The following is a 14,356-nucleotide window of genomic DNA, read 5'->3' as shown; positions in this document are numbered from 1 at the left end:
TCGGCAGCTCCTACAGGAGAATACGTTCCCATGTGGAGCTGCCGAAGGCTGCGATCTTTTGCTTTTGCGCTACAACAACCCCTCGCTTTCCGGTAACTCATACGCCATCGCTGCGTTGATAACGCCCCCCGTTTTCCCCGGTTTACTCAACGTCGGCTCTTTCTCCAGGCACGCCACCAGATAGTCGATAAACACCCGCAACTTTGGCGGCAGGTAGCGCGTTGGCGAATGCAGCAACCACAGCCCCCCGTGGTATGAAGCCAGGAACGTCCAGTCTGGCAGCACCTGCACCACCAACTTCTGCTCCAGTGCATAGCGCGCAGTGAAATACGGCAGGCTGCCGATACCAATGTGCTGTAACACCGCGCCCAAGCGCACGCCGGTGTGATTGGCGGCATAGCGCCCGCGCACCCCTACCGTTACTGCTTTGGCGCCCCTTTTGAATTTCCAGCGCGCATCGCTCGGGGTTTCGCCCAGATAAATGCAACTGTGATTGAGCAAATCGTGGGGATGCGTCGGCGTACCGTGCTCGGCCAGATATTGCGGGGACGCGCAGAGCAAATGATCGATGGTCAGCAGTTGCCGCCCAACCAGCCCGGCCGGTGGCCGATCCGTGATGCGGATCGCCAGATCGACATGGTCGTCAATCAGATCGACCTCCCGGTCTTCCAGCAACAACTCGACATCGACCTTGGGGTAACGCCGCAGAAACTCGGGCATGTGCGGATGAATCACGAAACGCCCCACCGCTTTCGGCACACTGACGCGTACCAGTCCCTCAGCCTCATGGGTGAACTGGCCGCTGATCTCCATCACCGACTTGGCGGCGCTGACCATCTCCTGACAACGCTTGAACACCTCTTCCCCGCCGTCACTCAGCCGCAGCTTGCGCGTGGTGCGTTGTAACAGCCGCGTAGCCAAAGCCTTTTCCAACCGAGAAATGCTGCGGCTGACCGCCGACGGAGAAGAACCGAGCTGGCGTGCGGCCTCAGAGAAGCTGCCGGTCTCCACGACCTTGACGAAAATCGCCATTTCGCCGAGCAGTGGTAGCGGGAGATTGATGCCCACAGCGCACAAGTCCTTTGAGTTTTGAACGGATTATCACGTTATTGCACGATTCATATAATAAAAATAGAACTTTAATAAGGGCATGGAATATGACGCTTCGCCTCTTTTTCCATAGTGATGACCTCAAGGCCAATGTGGAAGTCCTCGACTGCACGCCCCAAGAGAACGAATTCGCAGTAGTGCTGCGCGCCACTTTGTTTCATCCGCAAGGTGGCGGCCAGCCTTGTGATACCGGCTGGATTGGCGAAAGTCTGGTGCTGCGCGTGGTGCAGGAACCGGATCGAATCATCCACTTCGTTGACCGACCGGTACCGCTCGGTATGACCTGCATCCGCGTCGACGAACAGCGCCGTTGTTTTAATACCCGCATGCATTCGGCCGGTCATTTGATCGGGCACTTCATTCAGGCGCTGGGCTGGACGCCGATCAAGGCGCACCACTGGCCAGATGAAGGACGTGTGCAATTCAAGCCGGGCGATGACGCGCAGGAGATCGACGCGCAATCCGTTCAACTCGGTATCGATCAATGGGTCGAACACGACCTGCCACGCCTCACGTCACTGCGCGAAGGCGCGCGGGAAATCGGTTTTGGTGAGCTGCCAGCCTATGGCTGCGGCGGCACCCACGTACGTAGCCTGAAGGATCTGGGCACAGTCACGATCGCATCCCTTTCACAGAAGAAAGGCACGCTGTCCGTCCACTACAGCGTGGAATGAGCATTTCGGCCGCTGCTCTGCGCAGTGGCCGGCGCGGGGGAACCGCACGCGCGGATTCCGTTGACTATCGATAGATGGACCTAAAGAAATGATGCTAGACGTCGAGCGTCTCGATGAGACGTGCATAAAAAAACTGGCCAACGAAGAAGTCCTCGCCATCCGCGTCAGAGGCTTTTTGCCCGAGCCGCTGGCGATCCAGATTGGCGACAAGATTCTTGCTCCAGGCTTCGAGGGCTACATCAATGCACCTAGCATCGGCCGCATCGGCATGGCGTTTTATGAAGCGGAAAACCAGCCGCTACTGATCGAGGATTATTTCGAACGGGCCAGCCGCAACATCGCCGAACTGCGTCAGCGCTGTGCGCCCTACTCTTCGCCGGTCGACACGCTGCGTTGCATGCTCGACGAATCCTGGCCAGCCGGCGCACATCTGGAAAACCTTTACGGACGCAAAATGTATGTCGGTCTGTCGCGCGTGGTGAAACCCGGCGTGTGTTTCCTGGCCCACCACGACATTTTCGCCAAGGATGCGCCGGAGAGCTTTCAGGCCCGCAGCCTTGAGGCGCAATTTGCCTGCAACGTATACCTGAACATGCCGACCGAAGGCGGCGCGTTGCAAATGTGGGATGACGACATTACGCCGGATCAATTCGACGAAATGCGCGGCGACAGTTACGGCATCGATCCGGCACTGCTCGGCCCGCCAACCCTGGAAGTGCGGCCCGAGCCCGGCGATTTCATCATGTTCAATTCGCGCTGCATGCACTCGGTCACGCCGGGCGTGGCCGATCCGCGCTTGAGCCTTTCCTTCTTTGTCGGCTACCGCGGCAATGCTTCACCCCTGACCTTCTGGAGCTGAGATGTTATCGAACTACTTGGGCGAATTTCTGGCGCTAGCCACCATTCACTTTCTGGCCGTGGTCGCTCCCGGACCGGATTTCGCTGTCACCATTCGCCAGAGTGTGCGTTTTGGCCGAGTGGTGGGCATTTGCACGGCGCTGGGTATCGGGGCGGGGATTTCCGTGCATGTGCTGTACACCTTGCTGGGCGTCGGCGCCTTGATGCACACCACCCCGTGGCTGTTGACGGTGGCCAAGGTGATTGGTGGCGCCTACATTTTGTATCTGGGTGTCAGCCTGCTGCGCAGCAAGCCGAAATCGACGCTCGAGGGTGACAAAATTGCCGATGAACCCATTGCCGAACAAACGCTGTTCAAAGCCTTCAGTACCGGTTTTCTGACTAATGCCACCAACCCCAAAGCCACGCTGTTCTTCCTCGCGATATTCACCACCATCATCAGCGCCAGCACACCGCTGGAGATTCAAGCGCTTTACGGTGTGTGGATGTGTTTTGTGAATGCGCTGTGGTTTGTGGTGGTCGCGCTGTTTTTTTCAAGCAGCAAAGTGCGGTTGTTGTTCATGCGCATGGGGCACTGGTTCGAACGCACCATGGGCGTTGTGCTGATTCTGTTTGCCGGTCGACTGATGCTGTCCTGGTAATTTGCCCCCGCAACGCAAAAGGCCCACCGACTTTCATCGATGGGCCTTTTTTGCCAGGGTGGTACTTAACGAAGAATCCAAAAAAAGCGCATACAAAAACGCCGCTCATCACTGAGCGGCGTTTTTGTGAAATTGGAGCGGGAAACGAGACTCGAACTCGCGACCCCGACCTTGGCAAGGTCGTGCTCTACCAACTGAGCTATTCCCGCAAATGGCGTCCCCTAGGGGACTCGAACCCCTGTTACCGCCGTGAAAGGGCGGTGTCCTAGGCCACTAGACGAAGGGGACACGCTACCCGGAACACATGGTGTGTGTTTCGGTGTCCAGATCCAAATCCGAAGACCTGGTTCTGGTTTCACTCAGCCCCGCCCGAAAGCAGTGCTGTTTAAAAATGGAGCGGGAAACGAGACTCGAACTCGCGACCCCGACCTTGGCAAGGTCGTGCTCTACCAACTGAGCTATTCCCGCATTGGCGTCCCCTAGGGGACTCGAACCCCTGTTACCGCCGTGAAAGGGCGGTGTCCTAGGCCACTAGACGAAGGGGACACACTACAACATTCACTCCCTACCGCGTTTCGCTGTGTGCTTTACGCTGTAAGTGGCGCGCATTCTATGGATGGATTGGGAGGTCGTCAACCCCCTGATATAAATTTATTTAAATCAATGACTTCGACCCGCTTTAAGGCACCGATCCGACTTTTCCATTGCCCGACGATTGACGCCTATATTCCGGCAGTCGCCAAGACGTTATAGTCCACCGCACAGTAATGGCAATCTGCACATCATGCGCCAGCATTCATATAAGTGGTGTATGGCCGATACAGATAGAACCCGCCGCGCCAGCTCGTCGAACGGCGCTAGGCGCGTAAATGCCCAACCACTACACTCGCATGCGAACCCTATAAAGAGGTCTTACCGGTGACACCACTCATGATCACCCTGCTAGTAGTAGCCGGGATCGCAATTCTGATCGCCATTGGCTACATGAACCATGTGGTGGAAAACAACAAACTGGAAAAGGCCCGCACCAAAGTCGAACTCAACGACCGCCTGCGCCGTTGCGGCGAACTGACCGAGACCTTCCCGGGCCAGTTCATGACACCGGCCCTCAAGCTGTTGCTGACTCGTCTGGAACTCAACGTCTGTCAGCGCTTGCTGAACCTTGAGAAAACCAGCGCAGCCACCAAAGCCCGTATCACTGAACTGAATGCGCTGGTAGCCCAAGGCGAATCGATCCCGGTCAACAATCCACCGGCGCCGATCCTGACCGAAGCCAAAGCCAAGGACGTACGCTTCCTCCTCGAAGCCCTGCACGGCCAGATCACCCGCGCCGCCCATGACGGCTTCCTGCCACCGAACGAAGCCAAACAATGGATCCGCGAAGTCCGCCACATCCTGGTACTGCTGCACATCGAGTTCTTCAACAACCTCGGCCAACAGTCCTTGCAACAAAACCAACCCGGCCAAGCCCGCCTCGCGTTCGAACGCGGCGTGCAATACCTGCGCAAACAACAAGAACCGCAGATGTATGCCGAACAACTGGAGTACCTGGAGAAACTGCTGGCTCGCGCCAACGCCCAGGTCATGGACAAAATCGCTCCGGTGGAAGGTGAAGAGAACCAACTGACTGCAGGGCTCAAGGATGCTGAAGCAGATGCGGACTGGAAGAAAAAAGTCATCTACGACTGATCGCTGATGCTGAAATAGAAGCCACCGAGAGGTGGCTTTTTTGTGGGCTCGCGCGGGAGATCAAGAACCCCTCACCCTAACCCTCTCCCAGAGGGAGAGGGGACCGACCGAGTTGCTTCAAAAACGTACGCCGACCTGAACGAAAGCGCCGAACAAAAAATCAAAACCAACCCTCACCACTAGACCACCACCACCACCACCACCACCACCACCACCACCACCACCACCACCACCCACCGCGGCAAAGCCGCCCCACTCAATAGAATGAGCGTTAGCTCGACTGCAGTTCTTGATCTACAAGGCCCCGTCGGCAGGCTGAGAGGAGGGATTCATCCGGGGGATTGGCGCGTAGCGCCGTTCGACGAAGTCGGACACATCGAAAGGAGGTGCAGCGCAGCAAACCGGAAGCGATGCCCCCGGATGGCTCCCGGAACGAAGGAACCCCGAGCCCCAGCGAGCGGGCCGAACGTTGGGGCCCAGACCTTTGGTTCCTTTGGGGCGTTTGCCAAAGGGACTCGCTGTAAAAGCGAAACCGCCAGCCGCAACACCCAAAAAAACGGATATTCACCCCAACCCCCACAACATGGTCGGCCCAAAGGCCGCCAAGTCAAAAGCGTCAAAGCCGAAAATGCCCAACCATCCCCCGCAACTCACTCCCCAACTGCGCAAGCTCAATACTCGAAGCCGCATTCCCACGCATCGCAATCGACGACTGATCGGCACTCGCGCGAATACTCGTCACACTGCGATTGATCTCCTCCGCCACCGAACTCTGCTGCTCCGCCGCCGCGGCAATCTGCTGATTCATCTGCTGAATCAACGAAACCGCCGCCGCAATACTCCCCAACGCACTCTCAGTCTGCAACGCATCACTCACCGCCAGCTTCACCAACTCACCGCTGCTTTGAATCTGCTGCACCGACGAATGCGCCGCCGAGCGCAATGCACTGACCAGCCGCTCGATCTCTTCGGTCGATTGCTGCGTGCGTCGAGCCAATGCGCGAACCTCATCGGCCACCACCGCAAAGCCCCGGCCCTGCTCCCCGGCCCGCGCCGCCTCGATCGCCGCATTCAATGCCAACAGATTGGTCTGCTCGGCAACGCTTTTGATCACACCCAGCACCGTGCCGATATTCTGGATTTCGGCACTGAGACTCTCGATGCTTAAGCTGGCCGAATTCGCCGAATCCGCCAGCTGCTCGATCCGCGCCATGCTCTGGCGCACCACCTGCTGACCACTCTCGACCTTGCCGTCCGCCGTCTGCGCCGCAAACGCCGCTTCTTCAGCGTTGCGCGCGACATCGTGGACGGTGGCGGTCATCTGGTTCATGGCGGTGGCCACCTGTTCGGTTTCTTCCTTCTGACTGCTGACCTCAAGATTGGTCTGCTCGGTGACTGCCGACAGCGACTGTGCGGAGCTGGCCAATTGTTCGATACCGGCCTGCAACCCACTGACAATTGTGCTCAACCCCGCGCCCATCTGCTGCATCGCCAACATCAGCTGGCCGATTTCGTCACGGCGGGTGACTTCCACGGTCGCACTCAAATCACCGGCCGCTATGCGCTGCGCGACATTGATCACACTGCGCAACGGCGCGACGATCAGACGAGTAATCAGCCACGCCGCAATCAAACCGACCAACAGCGCCAATGCCGAAGAACCGACAATCAACAGGGAGTTCTTTTTCAGCTCGGCCTGCATGGCGGCGTCTTCGGCAACGTAAGCCTGATCCACCCGCGCCATCACTTGTGCCGCGCGCTGATGCAATTGCTCGTAGACAGTTTTTTCCTGTTCGAGCAATCCGGTGTACTCGGCCAGCTTGTCGTTGAAACCGGCAATGTGCCCCGAGACTTCATTGAGCACCGTCAGATACCCATCGTCCTTGACCGTGGACTTCAGCGCTTCGGCCTGGCTCTGGGCTTGCGCGGCCTGTTCGATATTGCCCTTGCCACCGCTGTCATCGCCCTTGCGACTTTGATCCAGACGAACCCGCGCCTCATTCATCGCTTGCAGCATCAGCCTCGACACCTGACTGATCTGGTTGGCCTGTTCGATGAACTGCGCACCGTCCTTGCCTTCGGTGTCCTTCAGGGTATACGCACCATCGTCCGCCAGCCCGGCCTGCAAGACGTCGAGGTTATTGGCCACGCTGGAGACCGACCAACTGGCCATTTCCAGCGCCAGGTCCTTGGTCTGGGTCAACGAGACAAACTCGTCGAACGCCTTGCGATAGGCGCCCAGCGACTGCTCGACATCCATCATGACCGGGACGTTGGCCGGCGATTGCGCCTTGAGTTCGTTGGCCAGGGCAATCAAGCCATCCACGCCCTCACGCAAGGCGTCGGCCGTTTTCGGATTACCGCGCAAGGCATACTCCTGCTCGAGCAAACGCACCTTGAGCAGGCGGCTATTGAGCGAGGACATCTGTTTCAGTCCGTCGAATCGGTGACTGATGGTTTGCAGGGACCAGACGCCAATCGCCGCCACCAGTGCGGTCAGCAGCAAAACCAACACAAACCCGATACCCAGTTTTTTCGCCATACCGAGGTTGGCAAAACGTCCTTGCACGGCCGAAATCATTGCGCGTAGTCCCCTGCCAAAGTCAGTTGACGAAGAGTCGCAATGGCCATGAACAAGCACAAGTCTCTGGCGTCGGAATAATGGCAAAAAGCTACGTCTGCGTCGTTTTCAGAACATTTGAGGTCGATCCGAACCGGTATGCCGAAAAAACTGTCGAGCCCGCGGATCACAGGCGTAAGCCACGTTGATGCGATGCCAGTCGCCACCCTCGCCACTGGGGCTGAAGGCGTCCGGGGCGGACAGCAAAACACCGCAACGCTGAGCCTGTGCGCGCACTCGCGCCTGATCCGCCACCCGCGCACGTGCCCAGATGAACAAGCCGCCAGTCGGTTTGCCGAACACTTCCCAGTCGGCGTCTTCCAGTGCCTGCAATGCCGCGGCGCGATCGGCATTCAGACGCTGCCGCTGGCGCTGCACCAGTTTGCGATAAGCACCGGTCGCCATCAGGTTGGCCAGCGCCGCCTCGGAAAACCTTGAGGCCCCCAGACCACTGATCATCTTGACCTGGGCAAGCCGCGCAACAATCTCGCTGTCGGCGAGAACAAATCCGACCCTTAACGAACTGCTGAGCGTCTTGGAAAAACTGCCGACATAAATCACTCGCCCTTCATCGTCCAGCGCCGCCAGTCGAGTACCGTTGCCCGTGTGCAGGTCGGCGTAGACATCGTCTTCGATCACGCGCAAATCGTAGGCCTTGCTCAATTGCACGATGCGCTGCGCCACCGCCGGCGTCAGGCAACTGCCAGTCGGGTTCTGGTGATGGCTGTTGATGAACAATGCCCTGGGCTGAAACTGGCGCAGCAACCCCTCAAGCGCGACGGTATCCGGCCCGCTCGGTGTGCGCTGCACTTCAAGCATCTGCACCCCGTGCAGCCGCAACAGGTCGAACAGCGGCGCGTAACCGGGGGTTTCGACTACCACGCAGTCGCCGGCCTTGAACAAGGTTCGAACGATCAGGTCGAGCGCGTGACTGGCGCCGCTCGTGCTCAGCAACTGCGTGCTGCGAGCCTCGATACCGAACAGTCGCAGGCGTTTGACGATCTGCTCGCGCAGTGCCGCAAGGCCCAGCGGCGTGCTGTAGTTGAACAGGCTGGCCATGTCGGTGCGCGCCACCTCCCGCAGCGCATAGCTGAGATCGTCAGGCTCGCGCCAGCTCTGCGGCAAACCGCCGCCGCCAAGTTTCAAACCACTCGCGGCCCCACACACTGCATCACACCAGGCAAGCCGCTCCTCGAAGGGCACTGACTCATCCTCTGCGCTCACCGTCGACGGCGACGCTGCCACGATAAATCCCGCGCCCTGACGGGTGGTCAGGACGCCCTGTGAAACCAGCCGCTCGCACGCCTCGACGACACACGACTGGCTGAGCAGATTACCCCGGGCGATTTGCCGAACCGAGGGCAAACGGGTGGCTGGCGGTACCCCGCTTTGCAGGATCCACTCAGTCAGCCCGTCAACAATCTGCTGTACGACGGGCACCATTGCCTGTCGGTCAATTCTCAATTCCATGAGCAAGCAAACTCCTGTCCGTTTTGCTGGCGGCAGTTAATCACAGCCACGCGGCACAGGCTGTGCGACAACGCCGTCAAAAGCGACTGTTCTAATCATTTGATACACATTGTTTAGTGGTTTAAGTGAACTCAACGCAGCCCATAAAAAAACCCGCACGAATGCGGGTTTTTTCAACCATGTGATTCAGAACGCGGTAACGCCGCCATCCACCGCCAACGAATGGCCCGTGGTGAACGCAGCACCGTCGCTGCACAGGTACAACACCGCACTGGCGATTTCCTCGACCTTGCCGATGCGCCCCACCGGATGCATGGCATTGGCGAACTCGCCTTTCTTCGGATCGGCCTCATAGGCACGACGGAACATGTCGGTGTCGATGACGGCCGGACACACCGCGTTGACGCGGATTTTCTTCTTCGCGTACTCGATGGCCGCCGACTTGGTCAGACCGATCACCGCGTGTTTCGACGCGGCATAAATGCTCATCTTCGGCGCCGCCCCCAGGCCCGCCACCGAGGCGGTGTTGACGATCGCTCCACCCCCCTGAGCCAGCAACAGCGGCAACTGATATTTCATGCACAGCCACACGCCTTTGACATTGACGCCCATGATCGCGTCGAACTCGTCCATCGAACCGTCGGCCAGTTTGCCCTTCTCGATTTCGATCCCGGCATTGTTGAAGGCATAGTCAAGACGGCCGTAGGTATTGATCACCTCGTCCATCAGATTTTTCACTTCGCTTTCGACGGTAACGTTGCAGCGCACGAAGGTAGCTTCTCCGCCGGCTGTACGAATAAGCGCGACAGTGCCCTCCCCTCCGGCAGTATCCAGATCGGCCACCACCACTTTCAGACCCTCGGCGGCGAATGCCTGGGCCGTTGCACGGCCGATGCCGTTGGCGGCTCCCGTGACTACGGCAACCTGACCGGAAAACGTCATGCTCATTGTTATGTCCTCGAACGGATAGATGCAGGGGCTGTGTAGACGTGCAGCGCCATTGCAGCATAGCGACAAGGGTTTGCCGGACGTCAGCACTATCAGAAGGCTGTTTATGCGCCCATGCGTCGCAGTGATAAATCCATGCCTATGACTATCACTGCATTGGATCGGCGTGCATTCGCCGCATCAGCCAACCTTGCGGCATCGCCCATGAAGGTCTATCAACAAGGCTTCATTCAACTTGAGTGCCTGTCATGACTTCCCAGACCAATCGCCAGTTCCTGCTCGCCAAACGCCCGGTGGGTGCCGCCACCCGCGAGACCTTCACCTATCAGGAAGTGCCGGTCGGAGAACCTGCGGCAGGACAGATTCTGGTCAAGAACGAATACCTGTCCCTCGACCCGGCCATGCGCGGCTGGATGAATGAAGGCAAGTCCTACATTCCGCCGGTCGGTATCGGCGAAGTCATGCGCGCCTTGGGCGTAGGCAAAGTCGTCGCATCGAACAATCCGGGCTTTGCCGTCGGGGACTACGTCAACGGCGCCCTTGGCGTGCAGGATTTTTTCCTCGGCGAGCCCAGAGGTTTCTACAAAGTCGATCCGAAACTGGCGCCGTTGCCGGTTTATCTGTCTGCGCTGGGCATGACCGGCATGACCGCCTACTTCGCCCTGCTCGATGTCGGCGCACCGAAGGCTGGCGACACCGTGGTGCTTTCCGGCGCGGCCGGTGCGGTGGGCAGCATTGCCGGACAGATCGCCAAGATCAAAGGTTGCCGCGTGGTCGGCATTGCCGGCGGTGCCGACAAGTGCAAATTCCTGATTGATGAACTGGGCTTCGACGGCGCCATCGACTACAAGAGCGAAGACGTGGTTGCAGGGCTTAAACGTGAATGCCCGAAAGGCGTCGACGTGTATTTCGATAACGTCGGCGGCGATATTCTCGACGCGGTGCTGAGCCGTTTGAACATGAAGGCGCGCGTGGTGATCTGCGGTGCGATCAGCCAATACAACAACAAGGAGGCGGTCAAAGGCCCGGCCAACTACCTGTCGCTGCTGGTCAACCGTGCGCGAATGGAAGGTTTTGTGGTGATGGACCATGCCGCACAATTCGCTGCCGCCGGACAGGAAATGGCCGGCTGGATGGCCAAGGGCGAACTCAAGAGCAAGGAAGATATTGTCGAGGGGCTGGAGACGTTCCCGGAGACGCTGATGAAATTGTTCAGCGGCGAGAATTTCGGCAAGTTGGTGTTGAAGGTTTAAATCAAAGTTAAAAAGATCTCAGCCTCTAGGCAGCCCATGCAGGCGCTGCCGGAGGCTGCGATCTTTTACCATTTTCAGCCATTTGCATAAGCTGAGGGCAGATCAAAAGATCGCAGGCTACGCCAGCGCCTACCGGTTTTTGTGCAGGGGTTTCAGGCGATTTCGGCGACGACGGAGGCCAACGCCTGCGCCGGATCAGCCGCCTGGCTGATCGGACGGCCGATCACCAGGTAATCGGAGCCTGCATCCAGCGCCTGACGCGGGGTCAGAATGCGCCGTTGATCGTCCTGCGCGCTGCCCGCCGGGCGAATCCCCGGGGTCACCAGTTGCAGCGACGGATGCGCAGTTTTCAGCGCCTGGGCTTCCAGTGCCGAGCACACCAGACCATCCATCCCGGCTTTCTCGGCCAGTGCTGCCAGACGCAGAACCTGCTCTTGCGGCTCGATATCCAGACCAATACCCGCCAGGTCTTCGCGTTCCATGCTGGTCAGCACGGTGACGCCGATCAGCAGCGGCTGCGGGCCGCTACGCTTGTCCAATACTTCACGGCAGGCCGCCATCATGCGCATACCGCCGGAGCAGTGAACATTGACCATCCACACGCCCATCTCGGCAGCCGCTTTTACGGCCATCGCCGTGGTGTTGGGAATATCGTGGAATTTCAGATCAAGGAAGACTTCAAAACCCTTGTCACGCAGGGTGCCGACGATTTCAGCGGCGCAACTGGTGAACAGCTCCTTGCCCACTTTGACCCGGCACAGTTTCGGGTCCAACTGGTCGGCCAGCTTCAGTGCGGCGTCACGGGTGGGGAAATCCAGGGCGACGATGATAGGAGTCTGGCAGACGGACATTGGAAGGGCTCTCAGGCAGGTCGAAATCGGCGCGCATTGTAGCGGAACCGGCGGCGGCGCGGCACCCGATGATCGGTAAAATCGTCGCGCCAGCCGAGATCAGCATAGCGCTCGCTGCTATTGTGTCGACTCCGATACACAACCGACATGCCGCCAACACGCGCCCGCGCTAGCCTCGCCAGCCGCAACACGTCCTTACATCAGCACTTCCCGCCTCACCGCCGGACGCCTATGCTGAAACCACCACCTCGCAGCCCATCTTTGTGGTTGGCGGCCTACTGGCAGATGAACAGCCCCATGCACAACACCCAAACCACCGTGACGGATGAGCAAAAAGACGACAAGCGCTGGAGCATTCGTGCACTGATCGTCGACGACGACGTCCCGATCCGCGAGTTGATGATCGACTACCTCGCGCGTTTCAACATCCATGCGAGCGGCGTCACCGATGGCACAGCGATGCGCCAGGCCATGCAAGCCGAGCATTTCGATGTGGTGGTGCTGGACCTGATGCTGCCCGGCGAAGACGGCTTGTCGTTGTGCCGCTGGCTGCGCGCCGAATCGGACATCTCGATCCTGATGCTCACCGCACGCTGCGAACCCACCGACCGCATCATCGGCCTGGAACTCGGCGCCGACGACTACATGGCCAAACCGTTCGAACCGCGCGAACTGGTCGCGCGGATCCAGACCATCCTGCGCCGCGTGCGCGATGATCGCACCGAGCAGCGGACGAACATCCGCTTCGACAACTGGCGCCTGAACAGCGTCCTGCGCCAACTGGTCGCCGACGACGGCCTGGTGGTGCCGCTGTCCAACGCCGAGTTTCGCCTGCTCTGGGTGTTTATCGAACGCCCGCGCCGGGTGCTCAGCCGTGAACAATTGCTCGACGCTGCGCGCGGTCGCTCAATCGAAGCGTTCGACCGCAGCATCGATTTACTGGTCTCGCGCCTGCGACAGAAACTCGGCGACGACCCGAAAGCCCCGCAGTTGATCAAAACCGTGCGCGGTGAAGGTTACCTGTTCGACGCCCGAGACATCGGCTGATGCGGGCGCGCTTCGACACGCTGTTCGGCCGGCTGTTTGGTGTGCTGTTCGTGGCGATCGTCCTGGCGCACTTGCTCGCTTTTGCCTGGTTCCGCCTCTACGGCCCGCCCCCGCCTCCGCCGCCACCGGAATTCTCCCAAACCATCGAAGGCCAACCGTCGCCGCACGATTCTCGCTACCCGCCACGCCCACCGCGCCCCTGGTTCGGTGGCCCGATCGTGCCGCTGACGTTTCAGTTCATCACCTTGATGGTCGCCGCCTGGTACGGCGCCAAGTTGCTCAGTCGGCCGATCCAACGCCTGAGCGACGCCGCCGAACGTCTCAGCGAAGACCTCGACAGCCCCCCGCTGGACGAGTCAGGCCCACGCGAGGCGCGGCAAGCGGCACACACCTTCAACCTGATGCAGCGGCGCATTCGTGAGCAAGTCCAGCAACGTGCGCGCATGCTCGGCGCGGTGTCCCATGACCTGCGCACCCCTTTGTCGCGACTTAAGTTGCGCCTGGAGAACATCAGCGACGACAAACTGCAAAGCCAGATGCGGCAGGATTTGAACGACATGATCGCCATGCTCGACGCCACCCTCACCTACCTGCATGAGCAACGCACCAGCGAAGCCCAGCAGCTGATGGACGTGCAGGCGCTGGTCGAATCATTGTGCGAAAACGCTCAGGACCAGGGCGCGGACGTACACGTCAGCGGCCACTGCGCACCGCTGCCGGTGCAACCGATGGCGCTGCGTTCCTGCCTCAACAACCTGATGGATAACGCCCTGCGTTACGCCGGGCAGGCGCGCATCGAATTGCACGATCAGCGCGAGCAACTGTTGATCCGCGTGATCGACCACGGACCGGGGATCGCCGAGGACAAACGTGAAGCGGTGTTTGAACCATTCTTTCGTCTGGAAGGATCGCGCAACCGCAATTCCGGTGGCGTCGGGCTGGGCATGACCATTGCCCGTGAAGCGGCGCAGCGACTGGGCGGGCAATTGAATCTGGAAGAAACCCCGGGTGGCGGCCTTACCGCCATCATCCACCTGCCGCGCGCCTGAAAACACCACCTTCCCCTGTGGGAGCGAGCTTGCTCGCGAAGGCGTCGGCTGTTTCAACATCAATGTTGAATGTACTGGCCTCTTCGCGAGCAAGCTCGCTCCCACATTTTTTCGGGTGTACACACAACTGCGTACCTGCCCAAGGT

At 59.4% G+C, this 14,356-nt stretch carries 12 protein-coding genes, 4 tRNA genes and 1 pseudogene; 7 read left to right on the top strand and 10 right to left on the bottom strand.

Annotated elements, in window-relative coordinates; genetic code table 11:
- Positions 1 to 69 precede the first annotated feature (69 nt).
- Positions 70 to 1,068 carry a LysR substrate-binding domain-containing protein gene (locus AB4P91_RS13270; protein ID WP_395604924.1) on the bottom strand — a complete coding sequence of 333 codons (999 nt, stop codon included), beginning with the start codon at positions 1,066 to 1,068 and terminating at the stop codon, positions 70 to 72.
- Between the two features lie 89 nt (positions 1,069 to 1,157).
- On the opposite strand from AB4P91_RS13270, the gene AB4P91_RS13265 reads away from it, so the two are divergent.
- From AB4P91_RS13265 to AB4P91_RS13255, 3 genes are all read left to right on the top strand, one after another.
- Positions 1,158 to 1,784 carry an alanyl-tRNA editing protein gene (locus tag AB4P91_RS13265; RefSeq protein WP_150593017.1) on the top strand — a complete coding sequence of 209 codons (627 nt, stop codon included), beginning with the start codon at positions 1,158 to 1,160 and terminating at the stop codon, positions 1,782 to 1,784.
- Positions 1,785 to 1,872: 88 nt separating this feature from the next.
- A complete protein-coding gene (locus AB4P91_RS13260; RefSeq protein ID WP_395604923.1) occupies positions 1,873 to 2,643 on the top strand; it encodes a 2OG-Fe(II) oxygenase in 771 nt (256 codons plus the stop codon).
- A gap of 1 nt (position 2,644) precedes the next feature.
- Positions 2,645 to 3,283, top strand: a complete 639-nt coding sequence (locus AB4P91_RS13255) for a LysE family translocator (RefSeq protein ID WP_395604922.1) — start codon at positions 2,645 to 2,647, stop codon at positions 3,281 to 3,283.
- A 133-nt stretch (positions 3,284 to 3,416) separates the two neighbouring features.
- On the opposite strand, the gene AB4P91_RS13250 is transcribed toward AB4P91_RS13255, so the two are convergent.
- From AB4P91_RS13250 to AB4P91_RS13235, 4 genes are all read right to left on the bottom strand, one after another.
- Positions 3,417 to 3,492, bottom strand: a tRNA-Gly gene (locus AB4P91_RS13250).
- Positions 3,493 to 3,495: 3 nt separating this feature from the next.
- Positions 3,496 to 3,571, bottom strand: a tRNA-Glu gene (locus AB4P91_RS13245).
- A 104-nt stretch (positions 3,572 to 3,675) separates the two neighbouring features.
- A tRNA-Gly gene (locus AB4P91_RS13240) sits at positions 3,676 to 3,751 on the bottom strand.
- 2 nt (positions 3,752 to 3,753) lie between these two features.
- A tRNA-Glu gene (locus AB4P91_RS13235) sits at positions 3,754 to 3,829 on the bottom strand.
- 384 nt (positions 3,830 to 4,213) lie between these two features.
- Between AB4P91_RS13235 and AB4P91_RS13230 the strand changes: the two genes are divergently transcribed.
- Positions 4,214 to 4,972 carry a hypothetical protein gene (locus AB4P91_RS13230; protein WP_191627770.1) on the top strand — a complete coding sequence of 253 codons (759 nt, stop codon included), beginning with the start codon at positions 4,214 to 4,216 and terminating at the stop codon, positions 4,970 to 4,972.
- A 616-nt stretch (positions 4,973 to 5,588) separates the two neighbouring features.
- Here the strand turns inward: AB4P91_RS13230 and AB4P91_RS13225 are convergent.
- The 4 genes and pseudogenes from AB4P91_RS13225 to AB4P91_RS13210 all read right to left on the bottom strand — a co-directional run bounded on the left by AB4P91_RS13225 (position 5,589) and on the right by AB4P91_RS13210 (position 10,010).
- Positions 5,589 to 6,293, bottom strand: a complete 705-nt coding sequence (locus AB4P91_RS13225; RefSeq protein ID WP_395604963.1) for a methyl-accepting chemotaxis protein — start codon at positions 6,291 to 6,293, stop codon at positions 5,589 to 5,591.
- Positions 6,294 to 6,497: 204 nt separating this feature from the next.
- A pseudogene (locus AB4P91_RS13220) lies at positions 6,498 to 6,674 on the bottom strand (HAMP domain-containing protein); the annotation flags it as partial.
- A 987-nt stretch (positions 6,675 to 7,661) separates the two neighbouring features.
- Positions 7,662 to 9,062 (bottom strand): PLP-dependent aminotransferase family protein, encoded by a 1,401-nt coding sequence (locus tag AB4P91_RS13215; protein ID WP_150593012.1) that lies wholly within the window; start codon positions 9,060 to 9,062, stop codon positions 7,662 to 7,664.
- 186 nt (positions 9,063 to 9,248) lie between these two features.
- Positions 9,249 to 10,010: an SDR family oxidoreductase gene (locus tag AB4P91_RS13210; protein ID WP_150593011.1), complete on the bottom strand. Its 762-nt coding sequence runs from the start codon at positions 10,008 to 10,010 to the stop codon at positions 9,249 to 9,251.
- A gap of 248 nt (positions 10,011 to 10,258) precedes the next feature.
- On the opposite strand from AB4P91_RS13210, the gene AB4P91_RS13205 reads away from it, so the two are divergent.
- A complete protein-coding gene (locus tag AB4P91_RS13205; RefSeq protein ID WP_150593010.1) occupies positions 10,259 to 11,263 on the top strand; it encodes an NADP-dependent oxidoreductase in 1,005 nt (334 codons plus the stop codon).
- A gap of 152 nt (positions 11,264 to 11,415) precedes the next feature.
- Here AB4P91_RS13205 and pyrF read toward each other — a convergent pair whose 3' ends face one another.
- Positions 11,416 to 12,114: an orotidine-5'-phosphate decarboxylase gene (gene pyrF / locus AB4P91_RS13200; protein WP_042560469.1), complete on the bottom strand. Its 699-nt coding sequence runs from the start codon at positions 12,112 to 12,114 to the stop codon at positions 11,416 to 11,418.
- Between the two features lie 285 nt (positions 12,115 to 12,399).
- Here pyrF and AB4P91_RS13195 point away from each other — a divergent pair, with 285 nt between their 5' ends.
- Both AB4P91_RS13195 and AB4P91_RS13190 read left to right on the top strand, forming a co-directional pair.
- Positions 12,400 to 13,161, top strand: a complete 762-nt coding sequence (locus AB4P91_RS13195) for a response regulator (RefSeq protein ID WP_395604921.1) — start codon at positions 12,400 to 12,402, stop codon at positions 13,159 to 13,161.
- Complete coding sequence (locus AB4P91_RS13190) at positions 13,161 to 14,210, top strand: HAMP domain-containing sensor histidine kinase (RefSeq protein ID WP_150686841.1); 1,050 nt, start codon at positions 13,161 to 13,163, stop codon at positions 14,208 to 14,210. Before AB4P91_RS13195 ends, AB4P91_RS13190 begins: the two co-directional genes overlap by 1 nt.
- Positions 14,211 to 14,356 lie beyond the last annotated feature (146 nt).

It is taken from the genome of Pseudomonas sp. B21128, from assembly GCF_044218865.1.
GTDB classification, from domain to species: domain Bacteria; phylum Pseudomonadota; class Gammaproteobacteria; order Pseudomonadales; family Pseudomonadaceae; genus Aquipseudomonas; species Aquipseudomonas iridis.
Note: the sequence above shows the minus strand (reverse complement) of the source record. Positions and strands in the feature narration are given on the sequence as shown.

Excerpts from the sequence above, each read along its gene's own strand:
- AB4P91_RS13210 (WP_150593011.1), bottom strand. The coding sequence starts at position 10,010 with ATGAGCATGACGTTTTCCGGTCAGGTTGCCGTAGTCACGGGAGCCGCC.
- AB4P91_RS13205 (WP_150593010.1), top strand. The coding sequence starts at position 10,259 with ATGACTTCCCAGACCAATCGCCAGTTCCTGCTCGCCAAACGCCCGGTG.
- AB4P91_RS13230 (WP_191627770.1), top strand. The coding sequence starts at position 4,214 with ATGATCACCCTGCTAGTAGTAGCCGGGATCGCAATTCTGATCGCCATT.
- AB4P91_RS13190 (WP_150686841.1), top strand. The coding sequence starts at position 13,161 with ATGCGGGCGCGCTTCGACACGCTGTTCGGCCGGCTGTTTGGTGTGCTG.
- AB4P91_RS13260 (WP_395604923.1), top strand. The coding sequence starts at position 1,873 with ATGATGCTAGACGTCGAGCGTCTCGATGAGACGTGCATAAAAAAACTG.
- pyrF (WP_042560469.1), bottom strand. The coding sequence starts at position 12,114 with ATGTCCGTCTGCCAGACTCCTATCATCGTCGCCCTGGATTTCCCCACC.
- AB4P91_RS13225 (WP_395604963.1), bottom strand. The coding sequence starts at position 6,293 with ATGACCGCCACCGTCCACGATGTCGCGCGCAACGCTGAAGAAGCGGCG.
- AB4P91_RS13255 (WP_395604922.1), top strand. The coding sequence starts at position 2,645 with ATGTTATCGAACTACTTGGGCGAATTTCTGGCGCTAGCCACCATTCAC.
- AB4P91_RS13265 (WP_150593017.1), top strand. The coding sequence starts at position 1,158 with ATGACGCTTCGCCTCTTTTTCCATAGTGATGACCTCAAGGCCAATGTG.
- AB4P91_RS13215 (WP_150593012.1), bottom strand. The coding sequence starts at position 9,062 with ATGGAATTGAGAATTGACCGACAGGCAATGGTGCCCGTCGTACAGCAG.
- AB4P91_RS13195 (WP_395604921.1), top strand. The coding sequence starts at position 12,400 with ATGAACAGCCCCATGCACAACACCCAAACCACCGTGACGGATGAGCAA.